This window comes from Pseudomonas sp. UBA5568, assembly GCF_002425525.1.
In the GTDB taxonomy this organism is placed as follows: domain Bacteria; phylum Pseudomonadota; class Gammaproteobacteria; order Pseudomonadales; family Pseudomonadaceae; genus Aquipseudomonas; species Aquipseudomonas fulva.
In genome coordinates this window covers 271-16926 of sequence record NZ_DIMK01000015.1, presented here as the reverse complement: position 1 = coordinate 16926, position 16656 = coordinate 271, and the positions used below count along the sequence as shown (strand labels likewise).

Genomic DNA, 16656 nt, shown 5'->3' with positions numbered 1-16656 from the left:
CTTGATCTAGCCCCAGGTCTCTGCCCACCGGCCAATACGGCTCCCATCCCCGCTTGCCCCCTCGCCCCATCACTGCTACACCTTCATGGAGCCGCATCCGCCATCATCGAAGGAATCGCTAGCATGGCAGTGGAAACCGATGTCTCGCAGGACGGTAAAAAGCTGACGATCAAAATCAAGGGACGTTTCGATTTCGGCAAGCACCAGGCCTTTCGTGAGGCCTACGAACGCCAGCCACGCCGCCCTGACGCGGTCATCGTCGACTTGCAGGAGGTGACCTACCTGGACAGCTCTGCATTGGGCATGCTTCTGCTGCTGCGCGATCACGCCGGCGGGGACGAGGCGGATGTGCGGGTCGTCCATGCCAATTGCGACGTACGCAAGATTCTCGCCATCTCCAATTTCGACAAGCTTTTCGACATCAGTTGAATGCGCCGATGGCTGATGAACTTGGGTTGACCGTGCTGGTGGCTGAAGATGGCGCGGTTGATCGGCTGCTGTTGGCGCAGATCGTCAGGCGTCAAGGGCATGAAGTGTTCACTGCCGAAAATGGCCAGCAAGCCGTGGACGTGTTCAAGGCTCGACGCCCGCAGCTGGTGCTACTCGATGCGTTGATGCCGGTCATGGACGGTTTCGAGGCGGCGCGGCAGATCAAGGCCCTGGCTGGCGAAACCCTGGTGCCCATCATCTTTCTCACGGCACTCAACGAAGAACAGGCCCTGGTGCGTTGCCTGGAAGCCGGTGGGGATGATTTTCTGGCCAAGCCCTACAGCGCAGTCATTCTGGCAGCCAAGATTCGGGCCATGGACCGGCTGCGACGGCTTCAGGCCACGGTGCTGGATCAGCGCGATCAGATTGCGCGGCACCACCACCATTTACTCAACGAACAGCGGGTGGCCAAAGCCGTATTCGACAAGGTGGCCCATTCTGGCTGTCTGGACGCACCGAACATCCGCTTTTTGCAATCGCCGTACGCGCTGTTCAACGGCGACCTGATGCTGGCCGCGCTCACGCCGTCCGGGGACATGCGCGTGCTGCTGGGGGACTTCACCGGGCACGGGCTGCCGGCTGCCGTGGGGGCCATGCCGCTGGCCGAAGTGTTCTACGGTATGACGGCCAAGGGCTACGGCATGGCGCAGGTATTGCGAGAGATGAATGCCAAGCTAAAGCGCATTCTGCCTGGCGACATGTTCTGCTGCGCACTGCTGGTCAACCTGAGCATGCAGCGCGGCGCAGTGGAGGTATGGAATGGCGGCATGCCTGATGGCTTCCTGCTTTCCACTAGGGGCAAGGTGTTGTCTGCATTGAGTTCCCGGCACTTGCCGCTGGGTGTTCTGGGTGCTGAGCAGTTTGACGACCAGACTGAAGTCTGGCCGCTGGCGCCGGGCGAGCGGCTGCTGCTGATGTCCGATGGGGTGCTCGAAACCGCCGATGATCAGGAGCATCTGTTCGGTGAGCAACGCCTGCGGGCGGTATTGGCCGACAACCGCAATCCCGCGCTGTTGTTCGATGAGCTGCTCGACGCGCTGCAACGCTTCGGTGGGCGGGCGCGCGACGATGTCAGCTTGTGTGACATACGCATGCTGGGTGCGCAATTGCCGCAGCCCATGGCGATGTTGCCTCAGGACCTGGGCCGCTGTAGCGCCATGGACTGGTCGCTGAGTTTCGATGTGAGAGGAGAAAGCCTGCGCCGTTTCAACCCGGTACCCTACCTGGTGCAGTTGTTGCAGGAAATACATGGCCTGCGTTCATCGGCCGGCACCCTCTACAGTGTGCTGAGCGAACTGTACTCTAATGCGCTTGAACATGGCGTGCTGGGGCTGGATTCTCGGCTCAAATGCGATGCGCCAGGCTTTGCCGATTATTATCAGGAGCGTGCCAGGCGCTTGCAGGTGATCGAAGAAGGCTACGTGCGCATCGATCTTGCAGTTGAACCGCTCGCCGCTGGTGGGCGTCTGAAAGTGGAGGTCAGGGACAGCGGCGAAGGGTTCGACGTGCAGCAGGTGCTTGCGCAGCCATTGCCAGAGCAAGGCCTCAGTGGCCGGGGAATGGCACTGGTCAGGCGCCTGTCCACTGTGGCGCGCTGGACAGAGGGCGGGCGCTGTGCGCACGTCGAGTTCATCTGGTGAGTCCGCGTCGGGCTCTGCCATAATCTGACTTGATCAAGGAGCGAACAAGTGGCTGACATGCATATCGACCACAAGGTACTCAGTGACCTGCGTGAAATCATGGAAGACGGCTATCTGCAGCTGGTGCAGACCTTTCTGGACGATTCCGAACGGCGTCTTGGCCAACTTCACGCTGCCCGCAGCGCAGTGGAACTCGGCGCCGCCGCCCACAGTTTCAAGGGCAGCAGCAGCAACATGGGCGCCGTTGCGCTGGCAACTCTGTGCCAGGAACTCGAGGACAAGGCCCGCCATCCCCCGCTGCTGGGCATCGAAGACCTTATCAACCGGATTGATCTGGAGTTTGCCGAGGTGCAGCGCTTCTACCGTGCCGAACATCATCGGATATCGGCAGGTTAGCCCACGCGCTTGCCGCCCCCGTATGAGTTGGCGCGAGTTTTGCTGGGTAATGCCCGTGATCATTTTGTTTATGGCGCGGAGACTGCTCAATGCCTGTTGCATCCAACCCTTTGCTGCAAGCCAACATCAAGGCTGACGCAGCCCGTTCTGCTAGCGCCACCGCCGCCAAACCCCAGCAGACGCTGGGCGAGCAGGGTGATGGCTTCGGTCAGATGATGGCCAGGCAAGGGCGTGACAAGGTTGCCGGCGCTGCAGACAAGAACGCTTCGAGCAAGGCCGCTGACAAGGCTGAAGCGGCCTCAAGCGGCAAAGGCAAGCCTGCCGACAAGCGCAGCGTTGCCGATGACGGCAATGCCTCGCCCACCGAGCACGCCACCCAGGCCGACACTGGCATGCGCGATGCCAGCCTGGTTGCCGGTCAAGTCACCGACGCGCAGCCTGGCGCCCAGCTGATCCAGGCCCAGGCCGAGGCGGTAGCCCCTGTTTTGCAGGCTGCCAATGATCAGCCGCCGTCCGAAGAGGCGCCAGATTTCGACCCTGCTGCCGATGCCCTGGCGAACTTGCCTACCCTGCGCCTGGCCCTGGAGCACAGTGCCCAAGCCAAGGGGGCCACCTCGGCCCATGCCGCAGACCCTGGTCAGCAACAGGCGCAGGCTGCGTCCGTCAATACCTTGGCGCAGGTGGGGCAAGGGGCCGAAGAAGCTTCCACCGACACCGGTGACAAGGCATTTGGCGCATTGCTCGAAGAAGGGTTGAAAGACACCAAGGGCGCCAACAGCGATACCCGAATCGATGACTTCGCCAGCCGCCTGGCCAACCTCACCCAGGCGGCAACGGCCAAGACGGCCAACGCCGTGCCGGTGAACCCCAACCCGTTGCAGCAGCCGCTGTCGATGAACCAGAACGCCTGGACCGAGGGGCTGGTGAACCGAGTCATGTACTTGTCCAGCCAGAACCTCAAGTCGGCTGATATCCAGCTTGAGCCTGCCGAGCTGGGGCGCTTGAACATCCGCGTCAATGTCGCCGCCGACCAGGCTACCCAGGTGACCTTCATCAGCGGCCACGTTGGTGTACGCGATACGCTGGACAGCCAGGTGCACCGGCTGCGCGAACTCTTTGCCCAGCAGGGCCTGGCCCAGCCGGATGTCAACGTGGCCGATCAGTCGCGAGGTCAGCAGCAACAAGGGCAGGCGGCGCAGGGGCAGGGGGGGAATGGTCTGTCCGGGGTGGCTGCGCGTGCAGGGGAGGGCTCGGTCGACGCAGCCGAGCGCGAACGGCCTGTGGAGCAGCAGGTCGTGATTGGGGACAGCGCTGTGGATTATTACGCCTGAGGCGGCTGAAGATAGGGTGACCGCCCGGCTGCCAATGCTGTTCATGTAAGACCGGTGGGGCCGTGTAATGGCCCCAGCCTGGACGCTCGCCTATTTGGCATAACACTTGCTCACCCCAAGCCATCTTCCCAGTTACTCCCGATGGACGACGGAATATTGGCATGGCGAATACCGAAGCAGTCAAAGACCCTGCCCCAAAAGGCAAACTCAAACTGATCCTCCTGGCCGTGGGTGGCCTGCTGGTGGCCGTGGGCATTTCCGTGGGCGCCACGTGGTTCATCATGCACAAGAGCGAGCCCGCGCCTGCTGAGCAGGAAGGCGCCAGCACCACCAAGCCAGCAGCCATCTACGAAGCGCTCACACCCGCGTTCGTGGTGAACTTCAACCAGAATGGTCGCCAGCGCTACATGCAGGTCAGCATCACCTTGCAGGGGCGCAATCAGGCTGACCTCGATGCCCTTAAAGTGCACATGCCGGTCATCCGTAACAACCTGGTGATGATGTTCTCCGGGGTCGGCTTCGATACCCTGGCCAGCAGTTCGGTCGGCCAGGAAATGCTGCGCCAGAAAGCGACCGTCGTGGTGCAGGAAGTGGCCCAGAAAGAAGTCGGCAAGCCCGTGATCGACCAGTTGCTGTTCACCAATTTCGTATTGCAGTAGGAGCACGCAATGGCCGTACAGGACCTGCTGTCCCAGGATGAGATCGATGCCCTGCTGCACGGCGTCGACGATGGCCTGGTGCAGACTGAAAGTGCATCCGAGCCTGGCAGTATCAAAAGCTATGACCTGACCAGTCAGGACCGTATCGTCCGGGGCCGCATGCCGACCCTGGAGATGATCAACGAGCGATTTGCCCGTTACACCCGCATCAGCATGTTCAACCTGCTGCGCCGCTCGGCCGATGTGGCCGTGGGCGGCGTGCAGGTAATGAAGTTCGGGGAATACGTGCATTCGCTGTACGTGCCCACCAGCCTCAACCTGGTCAAGATCAAGCCGCTGCGCGGCACTTCGCTGTTCATCCTCGACGCCAAGCTGGTGTTCAAGCTGGTGGACAATTTCTTCGGCGGGGACGGCCGGCACGCCAAGATCGAAGGCCGCGAGTTCACCCCGACCGAGTTGCGCGTGGTACGCATGGTGCTGGACCAGTGCTTCATCGACCTCAAGGAAGCCTGGCAGGCGATCATGGAGGTGAACTTCGAGTACATGAACTCCGAGGTCAACCCGGCCATGGCCAACATCGTCGGCCCCAGCGAGGCGGTCGTGGTGTCCACGTTCCATATCGAGCTCGACGGCGGCGGGGGCGACCTGCACGTGACCATGCCGTATTCGATGATCGAGCCGGTGCGTGAAATGCTCGATGCCGGGTTCCAGTCCGATCTGGACGACCAGGACGAGCGCTGGGTCAAGGCGCTGCGTGAGGACGTGCTTGATGTCGCCGTGCCGGTAACGGCCACGGTAGCCAGGCGTCAGCTCAAATTGCGGGACATCCTGCACATGCAGCCCGGGGACGTCATCCCAGTCGAGCTGCCCGAGCACCTTGTGCTGCGCGCCAACGGCGTGCCGGCCTTCAAGGCGCGCCTGGGCTCGCACAAGGGCAACCTGGCGCTGCAGATCATCGACCCGATCGAACGCCGCTGACGGCGGCCGCTCCCAACGAATTGAATGCCTGTCGAGGAAATCATGGCTAACGAAAACGAGATCACCTCCCCGGAAGACCAGGCGCTCGCCGATGAGTGGGCTGCTGCGCTGGAAGAAACCGGTGCGGCCGGCCAGGCCGACATCGATGCACTGCTGGGCGATACCAGCCAGAATCAGGGGCCCGGCCGCCTGCCGATGGAGGAGTTCGCCAGCTCGCCCAAGCCCAATGCCAACGTCAGCCTCGAAGGCCCGAACCTGGATGTGATTCTCGACATCCCGGTGAGCATCTCGATGGAAGTAGGTAGTACCGAAATCAACATCCGCAATCTGCTCCAACTCAACCAGGGTTCGGTGATTGAGCTCGACCGCCTGGCAGGCGAGCCCTTGGATGTGCTGGTCAATGGCACGCTGATCGCCCATGGCGAAGTGGTAGTGGTCAACGAGAAGTTCGGCATCCGCCTGACGGACGTGATCAGCCCCAGTGAACGCATCAAGAAGCTGCGTTGATGAAGGCCAGGGTGCGCGTCATTGCGGCGGTTGCCGCGGCACTGGCCAGCCAGGCGTGCCTGGCCGCCGCTACGCCTGCGGCGACGCCGGTCAACCCTCCAGGGAGCCTGGGCGGGCAGCTGGCACAAATGGTCTTTGGCCTGTTGCTGGTGGTCGGGCTGATCTTTCTGCTCGCCTGGCTGCTGCGCCGGATGCAAGGTTCGGCGGTCAAGGGCGGGCACGTGATCGACATCATCGGCAGCCGCGCCATCGGCCCGCGTGATCGGCTGCTGCTGGTGCAGGTGGGCAAGGAGCAGATCCTCATCGGCCATACACCTGGCAACATCGAAGCGTTGCACGTGCTGGCCGAGCCAGTGGATGTACCCCAGGGTGCCCGCCAGGTGACGCCTGAGTTCGCCCAGCGGCTGATGGAACTGATGGGCAAGGACCCTAAGGACAAGACCCGATGAGCGCAGCGCTGCGACTGTTGTTCACCTTGGCGCTGCTGTTGGCGGCGCCGTTGGCACTGGCGGCCGACCCGCTGTCAATCCCGGCCATCACCCTGTCCAACGGTACCGATGGGCAGCAGGAGTACTCGGTCAGCCTGCAGATCCTGTTGATCATGACGGCGCTGAGCTTCATTCCAGCGTTCGTCATCCTGATGACCAGCTTCACCCGGATCATCATCGTCTTTTCCATCCTGCGCCAGGCGCTGGGGCTGCAACAGACGCCTTCGAACCAGATACTGACCGGCATGGCGCTGTTCCTGACCCTGTTCATCATGGCGCCGGTGTTCGACCGCATCAACCAGACGGCCCTGCAGCCTTACCTGAACGAGCAGTTGACCGCCCAACAGGCCATCGACCGAGCGCAGGGCCCGCTCAAGGACTTCATGCTGGCCCAGACCCGGCAGAGCGATCTGGACTTGTTCATGCGCCTGTCCAAGCGCACCGACATCGCCAGCCCCGATCAGGTGCCGTTGAGTATCCTGGTGCCGTCCTTCGTCACCTCCGAACTCAAGACGGCCTTCCAGATCGGCTTCATGATCTTCATTCCGTTTCTGATCATCGACATGGTGGTGGCCAGCGTGCTCATGGCCATGGGCATGATGATGCTGTCGCCGCTGATCATCTCCTTGCCATTCAAGATCATGCTGTTCGTGCTGGTCGATGGCTGGGCCCTGATCATGGGCACGCTGGCCAGCAGTTTCGGTGGTGTGTGACTTTGCCTGGGAGGGCCGTGCATGACGCCTGAAGTAGCCGTCGACCTGTTCCGCGACGCCTTGTGGCTGACCACGTTGATGGTTGCCGTGCTGGTGGTTCCCAGCCTGCTGGTGGGTTTGATCGTGGCCATGTTCCAGGCCGCCACCCAGATCAACGAGCAGACCTTGAGCTTTCTGCCGCGCCTGCTGGTGATGTTGATCACACTGATTGTGGCCGGGCCGTGGTTGGTGCAGAAGTTCATGGAGTACATCACGACCCTGTACACCAACATCCCCCAGCTCATCGGTTGATGCGCGAATGCTTGAGCTGACCGACACGCAAATCGGCACCTGGGTGGCCACCTTCATCCTGCCGCTGTTCAGGGTGACGGCGGTGCTGATGACCATGCCCATCTTCGGCACGCGCATGTTGCCGGCGCGGGTGCGCTTGTACGTTGCCGTGGCGATTACCGTGGTCATCGTGCCGGCGCTCCCGCCCCTGCCGCCGTTCGATCCGTTGAGCCTCAAAGGGGCGCTGCTGTGCGCCGAGCAGATCATCGTCGGTACCATGTTCGGCTTGGGGTTGCAGTTGCTTTTCCAGGCCTTCGTGATCGCCGGGCAGATCGTGGCAGTGCAGATGGGGATGGCCTTTGCATCTATGGTCGATCCTGGCAACGGGGTCAACGTCACTGTGATCAGTCAATTCATGACCATGCTGGTGAGCGTGCTGTTTCTGCTGATGAACGGTCACTTGGTGGTATTCGAGGTGTTGACCGAGAGCTTCACCACGCTACCGGTTGGCAATGCCCTGGTGGTCACGCATTTTTGGGAGTTGGTTGGGCGCATGGCGTGGGTGTTCGGCGCTGGGCTGATATTGATCCTGCCGGTGATCGCAGCGCTGCTGGTCGTCAACGTCGCCTTTGGCGTGATGACCCGTGCGGCCCCGCAACTGAATATTTTTTCCATTGGTTTCCCACTGACCTTGGTCATGGGCATGCTCATTTTCTGGATCGGCCTTGCCGATATACTGTCTCATTACCAGGCGTTGGCCAGCGAAACGTTGCTGTGGCTGCGGGATTTGGCGAGGGCCGGTTGAATGGCAGAAAGCGAGAGCGGTCAGGACAAGACAGAGGAACCCACCGAAAAGCGCAAGCGCGACGCACGGGAAAAAGGCGAAATCGCGCGTTCCAAGGAGCTCAACACGGTGGCGGTCACCCTGGCAGGTGCCGGGGGCATATTGGCTTTTGGCGGGTATCTGGCCGAGACTCTGCTGGAAATGATGCGCATGAACTTCAGCCTGACCCGAGAGATCATCGTCGATGAGCGATCCATGGGGGCGTTCTTGCTCACGTCCGGCAAAATGGCCATCTGGGCCGTGCAGCCGATTCTGATCCTGCTATTCGTGATTTCCTTCGTTGCGCCGATCGTACTGGGTGGGTTCGTATTCTCCGGCAGCTTGCTGCAACCCAAATTCAGCCGCATGAACCCACTTTCGGGCATCAAGCGCATGTTCTCCATGAATGCCTTGACCGAATTGCTCAAGGCGCTGGCCAAGTTCTTCGTGATCCTGGTAGTGGCGGTGGCGGTGCTGGCCAGCGACCGTCAAGCTCTGCTGTCGATCGCCAACGAGCCGCTGGAGCAGGCAATCATCCACAGCCTGCAGGTGGTAGGGTGGAGCGCACTCTGGATGTCGACCGGACTCTTGCTGATCGCGGCCGCCGACGCCCCATTCCAGCTGTGGCAGACGCACAAGAAAATGAAGATGACCAAGCAGGAAGTGCGCGACGAGTACAAGGACAGCGAGGGCAAGCCCGAGGTCAAGCAGCGTATCCGCCAGTTGCAACGCGAGGTGTCGCAACGGCGAATGATGGCGGCGGTGCCCCAGGCCGATGTGATCATCACCAACCCGACCCATTACGCCGTCGCGCTGCAGTACGATCCGGAAAACGGGAATTCGGCCCCCTTGCTGCTGGCCAAGGGCAGCGACTTCATGGCCTTGAAGATTCGCGAGATCGGCGCTGAGCACAAGATCCAGATTCTCGAATCCGCCGCCTTGGCTCGGGCGATCTACTACTCCACCGAGGTGGAGCATGAAATTCCTGCCGGCCTGTACTTGGCGGTGGCTCAGGTGTTGGCGTATGTCTTCCAGATCCGTCAGTACCACGCAGGCAAGGGTAAGCGGCCAGATCCGCTGAAGACCGACTTGCCCATTCCGCCCGATCTGCGACGCGACAGTTGACTTTGCGCCGGGGATGGCTGAAATGGCCGCCATAGGGCCAGCACAGGCAATATAAATTCTCCACCCGACAAAGTTGGAAAGCTTCTTGCAATGGCAGCGCCAGTCGCCTGACAGGCGTCAAAGTTTTGCAAGAAGAGGACTCGCGGTGGATCGCACTCAGTTAATCAGCAACGCTCGCCATAACCTGGCCGGTCTCGGGCGGGGCAACCTCGGCGTGCCGCTGTTGCTGTTGGTGATGCTGGCAATGATGATGTTGCCAATACCACCGTTTTTGCTCGACGTGTTCTTCACCTTCAACATCGCCTTGTCCATCGTGGTGCTGCTGGTCAGCGTGTACGCGCTGCGCCCGCTGGACTTCGCCGCTTTCCCCACCATCCTGCTGGTGGCGACCCTGCTGCGACTGGCCCTGAACGTGGCTTCCACCCGCGTGGTCATGCTGCACGGCCAGGAAGGGCACGGCGCCGCGGGCATGGTGATCCAGGCCTTCGGCGATGTGGTCATCGGCGGCAACTACGTGGTCGGTGCGGTGGTCTTCGCCATCCTCATGATCATCAACTTCGTGGTGGTGACCAAGGGTGCGGGGCGTATCTCGGAGGTCAGCGCACGCTTCACCCTCGATGCGATGCCGGGCAAGCAGATGGCCATCGACGCGGACCTGAACGCCGGCCTGATCGACCAGGCGCAAGCCAAGGCGCGCCGCAGCGAGGTCGCCCAGGAGGCTGAGTTCTACGGTTCGATGGACGGTGCCAGCAAGTTCGTGCGCGGTGACGCCATCGCTGGCCTGCTGATCCTGTTCATCAACCTGATCGGTGGCATGCTGATCGGCATGTTGCAGCATGGCATGAGCTTTGGTGATGCCGGCAAGGTGTATGCCCTGCTGACCATCGGTGACGGCCTGGTGGCGCAGCTGCCTTCGCTGCTGCTTTCCACCGCCGCAGCTATCATGGTCACCCGTGCCTCGGGCTCGGAGGACATGGGCAAGCTGATCAACCGCCAGATGTTCGACTCGCCCCGGGCCCTGGCCGTGTCCGGCGCCATCATGATCGTCATGGGCCTTGTGCCAGGCATGCCGCACCTGGCGTTCCTGAGCCTGGGCCTGATGGCGGGCGGCGGTGCCTACCTGGTGTGGAAAAAACAGCATAAGACCAAGGTGCTGGCCCAGCAGGAAGCGCAGCGCCAGCAAGAGCTGCTGCCGTCCCCGCAGAGGGCGGCCGAAACCAAGGAGCTGGGCTGGGACGACGTCACCCCGATCGACATGATCGGCCTCGAGGTGGGTTATCGCTTGATTCCGTTGGTCGACCGCAACCAGGGCGGGCAGCTGTTGGCGCGGATCAAAGGGGTGCGCAAGAAGCTGTCTCAGGACTTGGGCTTTCTCATGCCTACCGTGCACATCCGCGACAACCTGGACCTGCAACCCAGTGCCTATCGCCTGACGTTGATGGGGGTAATCCTGGCCGAAGCAGAGATCTACCCGGACCGCGAGCTTGCCATCAACCCAGGGCAGGTGTTCGGCAGCCTCAACGGCATTGCGGCTCGCGATCCTGCTTTTGGCCTGGAGGCGGTGTGGATCGACGTCGGTCAGCGCTCCCAGGCTCAGTCGCTTGGCTACACCGTCGTAGACGCCAGCACGGTGGTGGCCACTCACCTCAACCAGATATTGCAGAAGCATTGCCACGAGCTGATCGGTCACGAAGAAGTGCAGCAACTGTTGCAAGTCTTGTCCAAGGCGTCGCCCAAGCTGGCGGAAGAATTGGTGCCGGGTGTTATTTCGCTGTCTGGTCTTCTCAAAGTCCTACAGGCTTTGTTGTCAGAACAGGTGCCAGTGCGAGATATTCGTAGCATTGCCGAATCCATCGCCAACAACGCGGCAAAGAGTCAAGATACCGCCGCTTTGGTTGCGGCCGTGCGCGTCGGATTGTGTCGCGCCATCGTGCAAAGCATTGTTGGCGTTGAGTCCGAGCTGCCTGTGATCACCTTGGAGCCCAGGTTGGAACAGATCTTGCTCAATAGTCTGCAGAGGGCCGGGCAAGGTCAGGAAGACGGAGTGCTTCTTGAGCCGAGCATGGCCGAAAAGCTGCAGCGTTCGCTGATCGAAGCCGCACAGCGTCAGGAGATGCAAGGCCAGCCGGCCATCCTCCTGGTTGCTGGCCCGATCCGCGCCATGCTGTCGCGTTTCGGTCGGCTGGCCGTACCGAATTTGCATGTGCTGGCGTATCAGGAAATACCGGACAACAAGCAAGTCACCATCGTTGCCACCGTGGGCCCTAATGGCTGAGGTAGTGGATAATGCAAGTTAAGCGATTCTTCGCCGCTGATATGCGTCAGGCCATGAAGCTGGTGCGCGATGAGCTGGGCGCTGATGCGGCCATCATCGGCAATCGCCGTATCGCAGGCGGGGTCGAACTGACCGCCGCGCTGGACTACAAGCTGTCCGCCCTGGCACCTCGGGTACCGAACGTCGAACTCGAAGAAGAGCTTCGCAAGACGCACACGCGCATCGCCACGGCCAAGGCCGAGCTCGATCAGCGCCCGGACAGCAGCGACAGCAATCGCCAACTGTTCGCCGGTCAATCGCTCACGGCGGCCGAGCCCTTGGTCGAGCCGCATGTCGATACCCCGCAGCCGGCCGCCACCGCAAGCAGCCAGGCCTCGGTGGACCCGCGCCTGTTCGATGCCATGCGCTCGGAGCTGTCCGGCTTGCGCGAACTGCTGGAAGTGCAGCTGGGGTCGCTGGCCTGGACCCAGCTGCAAGGTAGCAAGCCGCAGCAGGCCACGTTGTGGCGCCGGCTGCAGCGCATCGGCCTGTCTGGCCCCATTGCCCGCGAATTGCTCGAGCTGACCAAGGACATCGAGGAGCCTCGCCACGCCTGGCGTATGCTGCTGGCGCACCTGGCGCGCATGATCCGTACGCCTGACGTCGAACCGATCGAGGACGGCGGCGTGATTGCCGTCGTCGGCCCAGCCGGCATGGGCAAGACCACCACCCTGGCCAAGCTCGCGGCGCGTTATGTGCTCAAGTACGGCGCCCACAACCTGGCGCTGGTGAGCATGGACAGTTTTCGCATCGGCGCCCAGGAACAGCTCAAGACCCTGGGCCGGATCCTGAATGTGCCGGTCACCTATGTCGACCCCGGTCAGTCGTTGGCGGCGGCGCTCGAGCCGCTGCTGCGCAAACGCGTGGTGCTGATCGATACGGCCGGCCTGCAAGCCAGCGACCCGGCCTTGCGCATGCAGCTCGATACCCTGGCCGGTCGCGGTATCGCTGCGAAGAATTACCTGGTCCTGGCCACCACCAGCCAGAAGCAGGTGCTGACCGCGGCCTACCACAGCTACAAGCGCTGCGGGCTGGCCGGCTGCATCCTGACCAAACTCGACGAGTCGGCAAGCCTGGGCGATGTCCTGAGCCTTGCCATCAGTTTCCGACTGCCCGTGGCCTACCTTACCGATGGGCCGCGTATCCCGGACGATCTGCACTTGCCCCGTGGGCACCAGCTGGTCACCCGCGCGGTCAATGTGCAGCAGCAGGACGAGCCCAGCGAGGAGGCCATGGCCGACATGTTCGCTGATCTCTACCACAACCCACGGCGAGCGGGTTGAAAATGAAATGTGTGCAAGGTAGCTATGCCAAGGGGTACGCAGCATTGCCCTTCGTGTGGCATGAGTCCCAGCGAGACAAGGTAAAGAACAGACATGGGTAGCATGCATCCCGTACAGGTGATCGCCGTGACCGGTGGCAAAGGTGGCGTCGGCAAGACAAATGTTTCAGTGAATCTGTCTCTGGCGTTGGCCGAGCTGGGCCGCAGGGTCATGCTGCTCGACGCCGACCTGGGCCTGGCCAATGTCGATGTGTTGCTGGGCCTTGCGCCCAAGCGCACGCTGGCCGATGTCATCGAGGGGCGTTGCGAACTGCGCGATGTGATGCTGCAGGGCCCGGGCGGTGTGCGCATCGTCCCGGCCGCTTCGGGCACCCAGAGCATGGTACACCTTGCGCCTGCCCAGCATGCGGGTCTGATCCAGGCGTTCAGCGAAGTCGGCGACAACCTCGATGTGCTGGTGATTGATACTGCGGCCGGCATCGGCGATTCGGTGGTCAGCTTCGTGCGCGCGGCTCAGGAAGTGCTGCTGGTGGTGTGCGATGAGCCGACCTCGATCACCGATGCCTACGCGCTGATCAAGCTGCTCAACCGCGATTACGGCATGAATCGCTTCCGGGTGCTGGCCAATATGGCCCAGAGCCCTCAGGAAGGGCGCAACCTGTTTGCCAAGCTGACCAAGGTCACCGACCGCTTCCTGGATGTGGCGCTTCAGTACGTGGGCGCCGTGCCTTACGACGAATGCGTGCGCAAGGCGGTGCAGAAACAGCGTGCCGTGTACGAGGCGTTCCCGCGCTCCAAATGCGCCTTGGCCTTCAAGGCCATTGCGCAGAAGGTCGACAGCTGGCCGCTGCCTGCCAACCCCCGTGGCCACCTGGAGTTCTTCGTCGAACGCCTGGTGCAGCCGACCAGTGCAGGTTCGATGTCATGAGCGCCAGCGGCTTCAAGATGTACAGCCGCGCCTCGAAGGACGCGCAATATGAGCTGATCGAGCGCTATGCCCCGCTGGTCAAGCGCATCGCCTATCACCTGCTTGCGCGACTGCCTGCCAACGTGCAGGTCGAGGACCTGATCCAGGCGGGCATGATCGGTCTGCTCGAGGTCGCCAACAAGTATGACGCCAGCAAGGGCGCCAGCTTCGAGACCTATGCCGGCATCCGCATTCGCGGCGCCATGCTCGACGAGGTGCGCAAAGGCGACTGGGCGCCGCGTTCGGTGCACCGCAACACCCGCATGGTCAGCGACGCCATGCGCGCGGTAGAAGCCAAAACCGGCCGCGACGCTAAAGATCATGAAGTTGCTGCCGAACTCAAGTTGAGCCTCGATGATTATTACGGGATTCTCAACGACACACTGGGCAGCCGCCTGTTCAGCTTCGACGACCTGTTGCAGGACGGCGAGCACGAAGGCTTGCATGAGGACGGCGTTAGCGGCCAGGCCGAGCCTGCCCGTGGGTTGGAGGAAGAGCGGTTCCAGGTCGCGTTGACCGAGGCCATCGCCAACCTGCCGGAGCGTGAACGCCTGGTGCTGGCGCTGTACTACGACGAGGAACTGAACCTGAAGGAGATCGGTGAGGTCTTGGGGGTCAGCGAGTCGCGGGTCAGCCAGTTGCACAGCCAATGCGCCGCGCGCCTGCGCAGCCGCCTGGGGGAATGGCGGGCCCGTTGAGCCCGCCGCCGTCGTTGCCGTTTTCCACGTTGTACCGAATCGATTGAGTGCGCGCTCGGGGCCGAGCGCGTTTGAGAATGCTTGGAGGTCTAATTGGACAAAAACATGAAAATCCTCATCGTCGACGACTTTTCGACGATGCGGCGCATCATCAAGAACCTGCTGCGTGACCTGGGCTTCACCAACACCAGCGAAGCCGATGACGGCATGACGGCGCTGCCCATGCTCGAAAATGGCCATTACGATTTTCTGGTAACTGACTGGAACATGCCGGGCATGTCCGGTATCGACCTGCTGCGCAAAGTGCGCGCCAGCGACAAGCTCAAGAGCTTGCCGGTGTTGATGGTGACCGCGGAAGCCAAGCGCGACCAGATCATCGAGGCCGCCCAGGCAGGCGTGAATGGCTATGTGGTCAAGCCGTTCACCGCCCAGGTGCTCAAAGAAAAGATCGAGAAGATCTTCGAACGCGTCAACGGCTGAGTCACGTCAGGGGGCGCGCCATGAGTTCATCACACACGTCATTGGGCGAGTTCGAATCGACCCTCAAAAAGCATGCCCAGGAGTTGGTCGAAAGCCTGGAGCGCGGACGGTTCGGCGAGGCGGTGCAACTCATTCACGAGTTGAACCAGACCCGCGATCGGGGGCTGTACCAGGAAGTGGGCAAGCTGACCCGCGAACTGCACAGCGCCATCGTCAGTTTCCAGATCGACCCGACCATACCCCAGGCCGAAGAGGTGTCGCAGATTACCGACGCCACCGAACGCCTGTCCTATGTGGTCAAGCTCACCGAAGGGGCGGCAAACCGCACCATGGACCTGGTCGAGGAAAGCACGCCTGTGCTCAACGACCTGGCCAGCGAAGCCAAAGCGCTGAGTGCCGATTGGCAGCGCTTCATGCGCCGGGAAGTGAACGCCACGGAGTTTCGCGACCTGGCCAAGCGCGTCGACGGTTTCTTGGCGCACAGCGCCGAAGGTAACCGCAAGGTGGCTGGCCATCTCAACGACATCCTGCTGGCCCAGGATTACCAGGACCTGACCGGGCAGGTGATCAAGCGCGTCACGGCGTTGGTGACCGAAGTGGAAAGCAACCTGCTGAAACTGGTGATGATGGCCAGCCAGGTCGACCGCTTTGCAGGCATCCAGCATGACCAGGATCAGTTGCGCGCAGAAAAAGATCGAGAAAAACATCCGACTCGGGGTGAAGGTCCGCAGATTCATGCCGATAAGCGTGAAGACGTCGTGTCCGGTCAGGACGATGTCGATGATCTGCTATCCAGCCTGGGTTTTTAAGGAGCACCTTTGATGAGCTTCGGCGCCGATGAAGAAATCCTTCAGGATTTCCTGGTAGAAGCCGGTGAAATACTTGAGCAATTGTCCGAGCAGCTGGTCGAGCTTGAAAGCCGCCCTGACGATGCCGACTTGCTCAATGCAATTTTTCGCGGTTTCCACACTGTAAAAGGGGGCGCCGGCTTCCTCCAGCTCAATGAGCTGGTGGAGTGCTGCCATATCGCCGAGAACGTGTTCGACGTGCTGCGCAAAGGTGAGCGCCGGGTCGATGCAGAACTGATGGATGTGGTGCTCGAAGCACTGGATGCCGTCAACGGCATGTTCGCCCAGGTGCGTGAGCGCAGCGAGGTCACACCGGCCACGCCCGAACTGCTGGCAGCCCTGGCGCGTCTGGCAGAGCCCGGCAGCGCCGAAGCGGCCCCGGCACCGGCTGTGCCCGTGCCGGTTGAACCTGCGCCCGTGCAGCAGGCTGCGCAAGCTACCGAAGCTGACATCACCGACAGCGAGTTCGAGCAACTGCTCGATTCGCTCGACGCAGTCAAAGCCCAGGCGGCGGCGGCCGAGCAGATGCCTGCCGAGCCGGTCAGCGGCCAGGGTGACGACATCACCGATGCCGAATTCGAGTCGCTGCTCGACCAGTTGCATGGCAAGGGCCAGTTCAGTGCCGAAGTGACGGCCCAGCCGGTGGCT

The 16656-nt window shown here is 61.8% G+C and carries 19 protein-coding genes; all 19 read left to right on the top strand.

The annotated features are described in order from the left end of the window. Window positions 1-123 precede the first annotated feature (123 nt). Window positions 124-429, top strand: coding sequence for an STAS domain-containing protein (locus B2S33_RS04720; RefSeq protein ID WP_027915951.1), 306 nt, complete (start codon window positions 124-126; stop codon window positions 427-429). Between the two features lie 8 nt (window positions 430-437). Then, the gene (locus tag B2S33_RS04715; RefSeq protein WP_288649963.1) at window positions 438-2129 is read left to right on the top strand and encodes a fused response regulator/phosphatase; all 1692 of its coding nucleotides are present in this window, start codon (window positions 438-440) and stop codon (window positions 2127-2129) included. 48 nt (window positions 2130-2177) lie between these two features. Then, window positions 2178-2525 (top strand): Hpt domain-containing protein, encoded by a 348-nt coding sequence (locus B2S33_RS04710; protein WP_027915953.1) that lies wholly within the window; start codon window positions 2178-2180, stop codon window positions 2523-2525. A gap of 89 nt (window positions 2526-2614) precedes the next feature. After that, window positions 2615-3856, top strand: coding sequence for a flagellar hook-length control protein FliK (locus tag B2S33_RS04705; RefSeq protein WP_288649962.1), 1242 nt, complete (start codon window positions 2615-2617; stop codon window positions 3854-3856). A 161-nt stretch (window positions 3857-4017) separates the two neighbouring features. Beyond that, the gene (gene fliL, locus B2S33_RS04700; protein WP_023533973.1) at window positions 4018-4515 is read left to right on the top strand and encodes a flagellar basal body-associated protein FliL; all 498 of its coding nucleotides are present in this window, start codon (window positions 4018-4020) and stop codon (window positions 4513-4515) included. 9 nt (window positions 4516-4524) lie between these two features. Next, window positions 4525-5493 carry a flagellar motor switch protein FliM gene (gene fliM / locus B2S33_RS04695; RefSeq protein WP_023533965.1) on the top strand — a complete coding sequence of 323 codons (969 nt, stop codon included), beginning with the start codon at window positions 4525-4527 and terminating at the stop codon, window positions 5491-5493. Between the two features lie 42 nt (window positions 5494-5535). After that, window positions 5536-6000 (top strand): flagellar motor switch protein FliN, encoded by a 465-nt coding sequence (gene fliN / locus B2S33_RS04690; RefSeq protein WP_023533974.1) that lies wholly within the window; start codon window positions 5536-5538, stop codon window positions 5998-6000. Next, window positions 6000-6449: a flagellar biosynthetic protein FliO gene (fliO, locus tag B2S33_RS04685; protein ID WP_028687989.1), complete on the top strand. Its 450-nt coding sequence runs from the start codon at window positions 6000-6002 to the stop codon at window positions 6447-6449. The genes fliN and fliO overlap by 1 nt, the downstream gene beginning before the upstream one ends. Beyond that, the gene (fliP, locus tag B2S33_RS04680; RefSeq protein WP_023533994.1) at window positions 6446-7201 is read left to right on the top strand and encodes a flagellar type III secretion system pore protein FliP; all 756 of its coding nucleotides are present in this window, start codon (window positions 6446-6448) and stop codon (window positions 7199-7201) included. Before fliO ends, fliP begins: the two co-directional genes overlap by 4 nt. A gap of 21 nt (window positions 7202-7222) precedes the next feature. Further along, entirely contained in the window at window positions 7223-7492 is a 270-nt protein-coding gene (gene fliQ / locus B2S33_RS04675) for a flagellar biosynthesis protein FliQ (protein ID WP_023533926.1), read from the top strand. A gap of 7 nt (window positions 7493-7499) precedes the next feature. After that, complete coding sequence (gene fliR, locus B2S33_RS04670; RefSeq protein ID WP_027915956.1) at window positions 7500-8276, top strand: flagellar biosynthetic protein FliR; 777 nt, start codon at window positions 7500-7502, stop codon at window positions 8274-8276. Next, window positions 8277-9419 (top strand): flagellar biosynthesis protein FlhB, encoded by a 1143-nt coding sequence (gene flhB / locus B2S33_RS04665; RefSeq protein ID WP_288649961.1) that lies wholly within the window; start codon window positions 8277-8279, stop codon window positions 9417-9419. It abuts the gene before it with no gap. A 145-nt stretch (window positions 9420-9564) separates the two neighbouring features. Next, window positions 9565-11694 carry a flagellar biosynthesis protein FlhA gene (gene flhA, locus B2S33_RS04660; protein ID WP_027915958.1) on the top strand — a complete coding sequence of 710 codons (2130 nt, stop codon included), beginning with the start codon at window positions 9565-9567 and terminating at the stop codon, window positions 11692-11694. 11 nt (window positions 11695-11705) lie between these two features. Further along, a complete protein-coding gene (gene flhF, locus B2S33_RS04655; RefSeq protein WP_027915959.1) occupies window positions 11706-13016 on the top strand; it encodes a flagellar biosynthesis protein FlhF in 1311 nt (436 codons plus the stop codon). A gap of 93 nt (window positions 13017-13109) precedes the next feature. Continuing rightward, a complete protein-coding gene (gene fleN, locus B2S33_RS04650) occupies window positions 13110-13943 on the top strand; it encodes a flagellar synthesis regulator FleN (protein WP_023533996.1) in 834 nt (277 codons plus the stop codon). After that, window positions 13940-14680, top strand: a complete 741-nt coding sequence (gene fliA / locus B2S33_RS04645; RefSeq protein WP_023533945.1) for an RNA polymerase sigma factor FliA — start codon at window positions 13940-13942, stop codon at window positions 14678-14680. Before fleN ends, fliA begins: the two co-directional genes overlap by 4 nt. Window positions 14681-14785: 105 nt before the next feature. Continuing rightward, window positions 14786-15160 (top strand): chemotaxis response regulator CheY, encoded by a 375-nt coding sequence (locus B2S33_RS04640; RefSeq protein ID WP_161780420.1) that lies wholly within the window; start codon window positions 14786-14788, stop codon window positions 15158-15160. Window positions 15161-15180: 20 nt separating this feature from the next. Continuing rightward, entirely contained in the window at window positions 15181-15969 is a 789-nt protein-coding gene (locus B2S33_RS04635) for a protein phosphatase CheZ (RefSeq protein ID WP_023533920.1), read from the top strand. Window positions 15970-15981: 12 nt separating this feature from the next. Then, window positions 15982-16656: Hpt domain-containing protein (locus B2S33_RS04630; RefSeq protein ID WP_288649958.1), on the top strand; the 675-nt coding region annotated here is incomplete at its 3' end.

Bases quoted from the DNA above. Each gene is read 5' to 3' on its own strand.
- B2S33_RS04720 (WP_027915951.1), top strand. From the start codon at position 124: ATGGCAGTGGAAACCGATGTCTCGCAGGACGGTAAAAAGCTGACGATC.
- B2S33_RS04715 (WP_288649963.1), top strand. From the start codon at position 438: ATGGCTGATGAACTTGGGTTGACCGTGCTGGTGGCTGAAGATGGCGCG.
- B2S33_RS04705 (WP_288649962.1), top strand. From the start codon at position 2,615: ATGCCTGTTGCATCCAACCCTTTGCTGCAAGCCAACATCAAGGCTGAC.
- fliL (WP_023533973.1), top strand. From the start codon at position 4,018: ATGGCGAATACCGAAGCAGTCAAAGACCCTGCCCCAAAAGGCAAACTC.
- fliM (WP_023533965.1), top strand. From the start codon at position 4,525: ATGGCCGTACAGGACCTGCTGTCCCAGGATGAGATCGATGCCCTGCTG.
- fliN (WP_023533974.1), top strand. From the start codon at position 5,536: ATGGCTAACGAAAACGAGATCACCTCCCCGGAAGACCAGGCGCTCGCC.
- fliO (WP_028687989.1), top strand. From the start codon at position 6,000: ATGAAGGCCAGGGTGCGCGTCATTGCGGCGGTTGCCGCGGCACTGGCC.
- fliP (WP_023533994.1), top strand. From the start codon at position 6,446: ATGAGCGCAGCGCTGCGACTGTTGTTCACCTTGGCGCTGCTGTTGGCG.
- fliQ (WP_023533926.1), top strand. From the start codon at position 7,223: ATGACGCCTGAAGTAGCCGTCGACCTGTTCCGCGACGCCTTGTGGCTG.
- fliR (WP_027915956.1), top strand. From the start codon at position 7,500: ATGCTTGAGCTGACCGACACGCAAATCGGCACCTGGGTGGCCACCTTC.
- flhB (WP_288649961.1), top strand. From the start codon at position 8,277: ATGGCAGAAAGCGAGAGCGGTCAGGACAAGACAGAGGAACCCACCGAA.
- flhF (WP_027915959.1), top strand. From the start codon at position 11,706: ATGCAAGTTAAGCGATTCTTCGCCGCTGATATGCGTCAGGCCATGAAG.
- fleN (WP_023533996.1), top strand. From the start codon at position 13,110: ATGGGTAGCATGCATCCCGTACAGGTGATCGCCGTGACCGGTGGCAAA.
- fliA (WP_023533945.1), top strand. From the start codon at position 13,940: ATGAGCGCCAGCGGCTTCAAGATGTACAGCCGCGCCTCGAAGGACGCG.
- B2S33_RS04640 (WP_161780420.1), top strand. From the start codon at position 14,786: ATGAAAATCCTCATCGTCGACGACTTTTCGACGATGCGGCGCATCATC.
- B2S33_RS04635 (WP_023533920.1), top strand. From the start codon at position 15,181: ATGAGTTCATCACACACGTCATTGGGCGAGTTCGAATCGACCCTCAAA.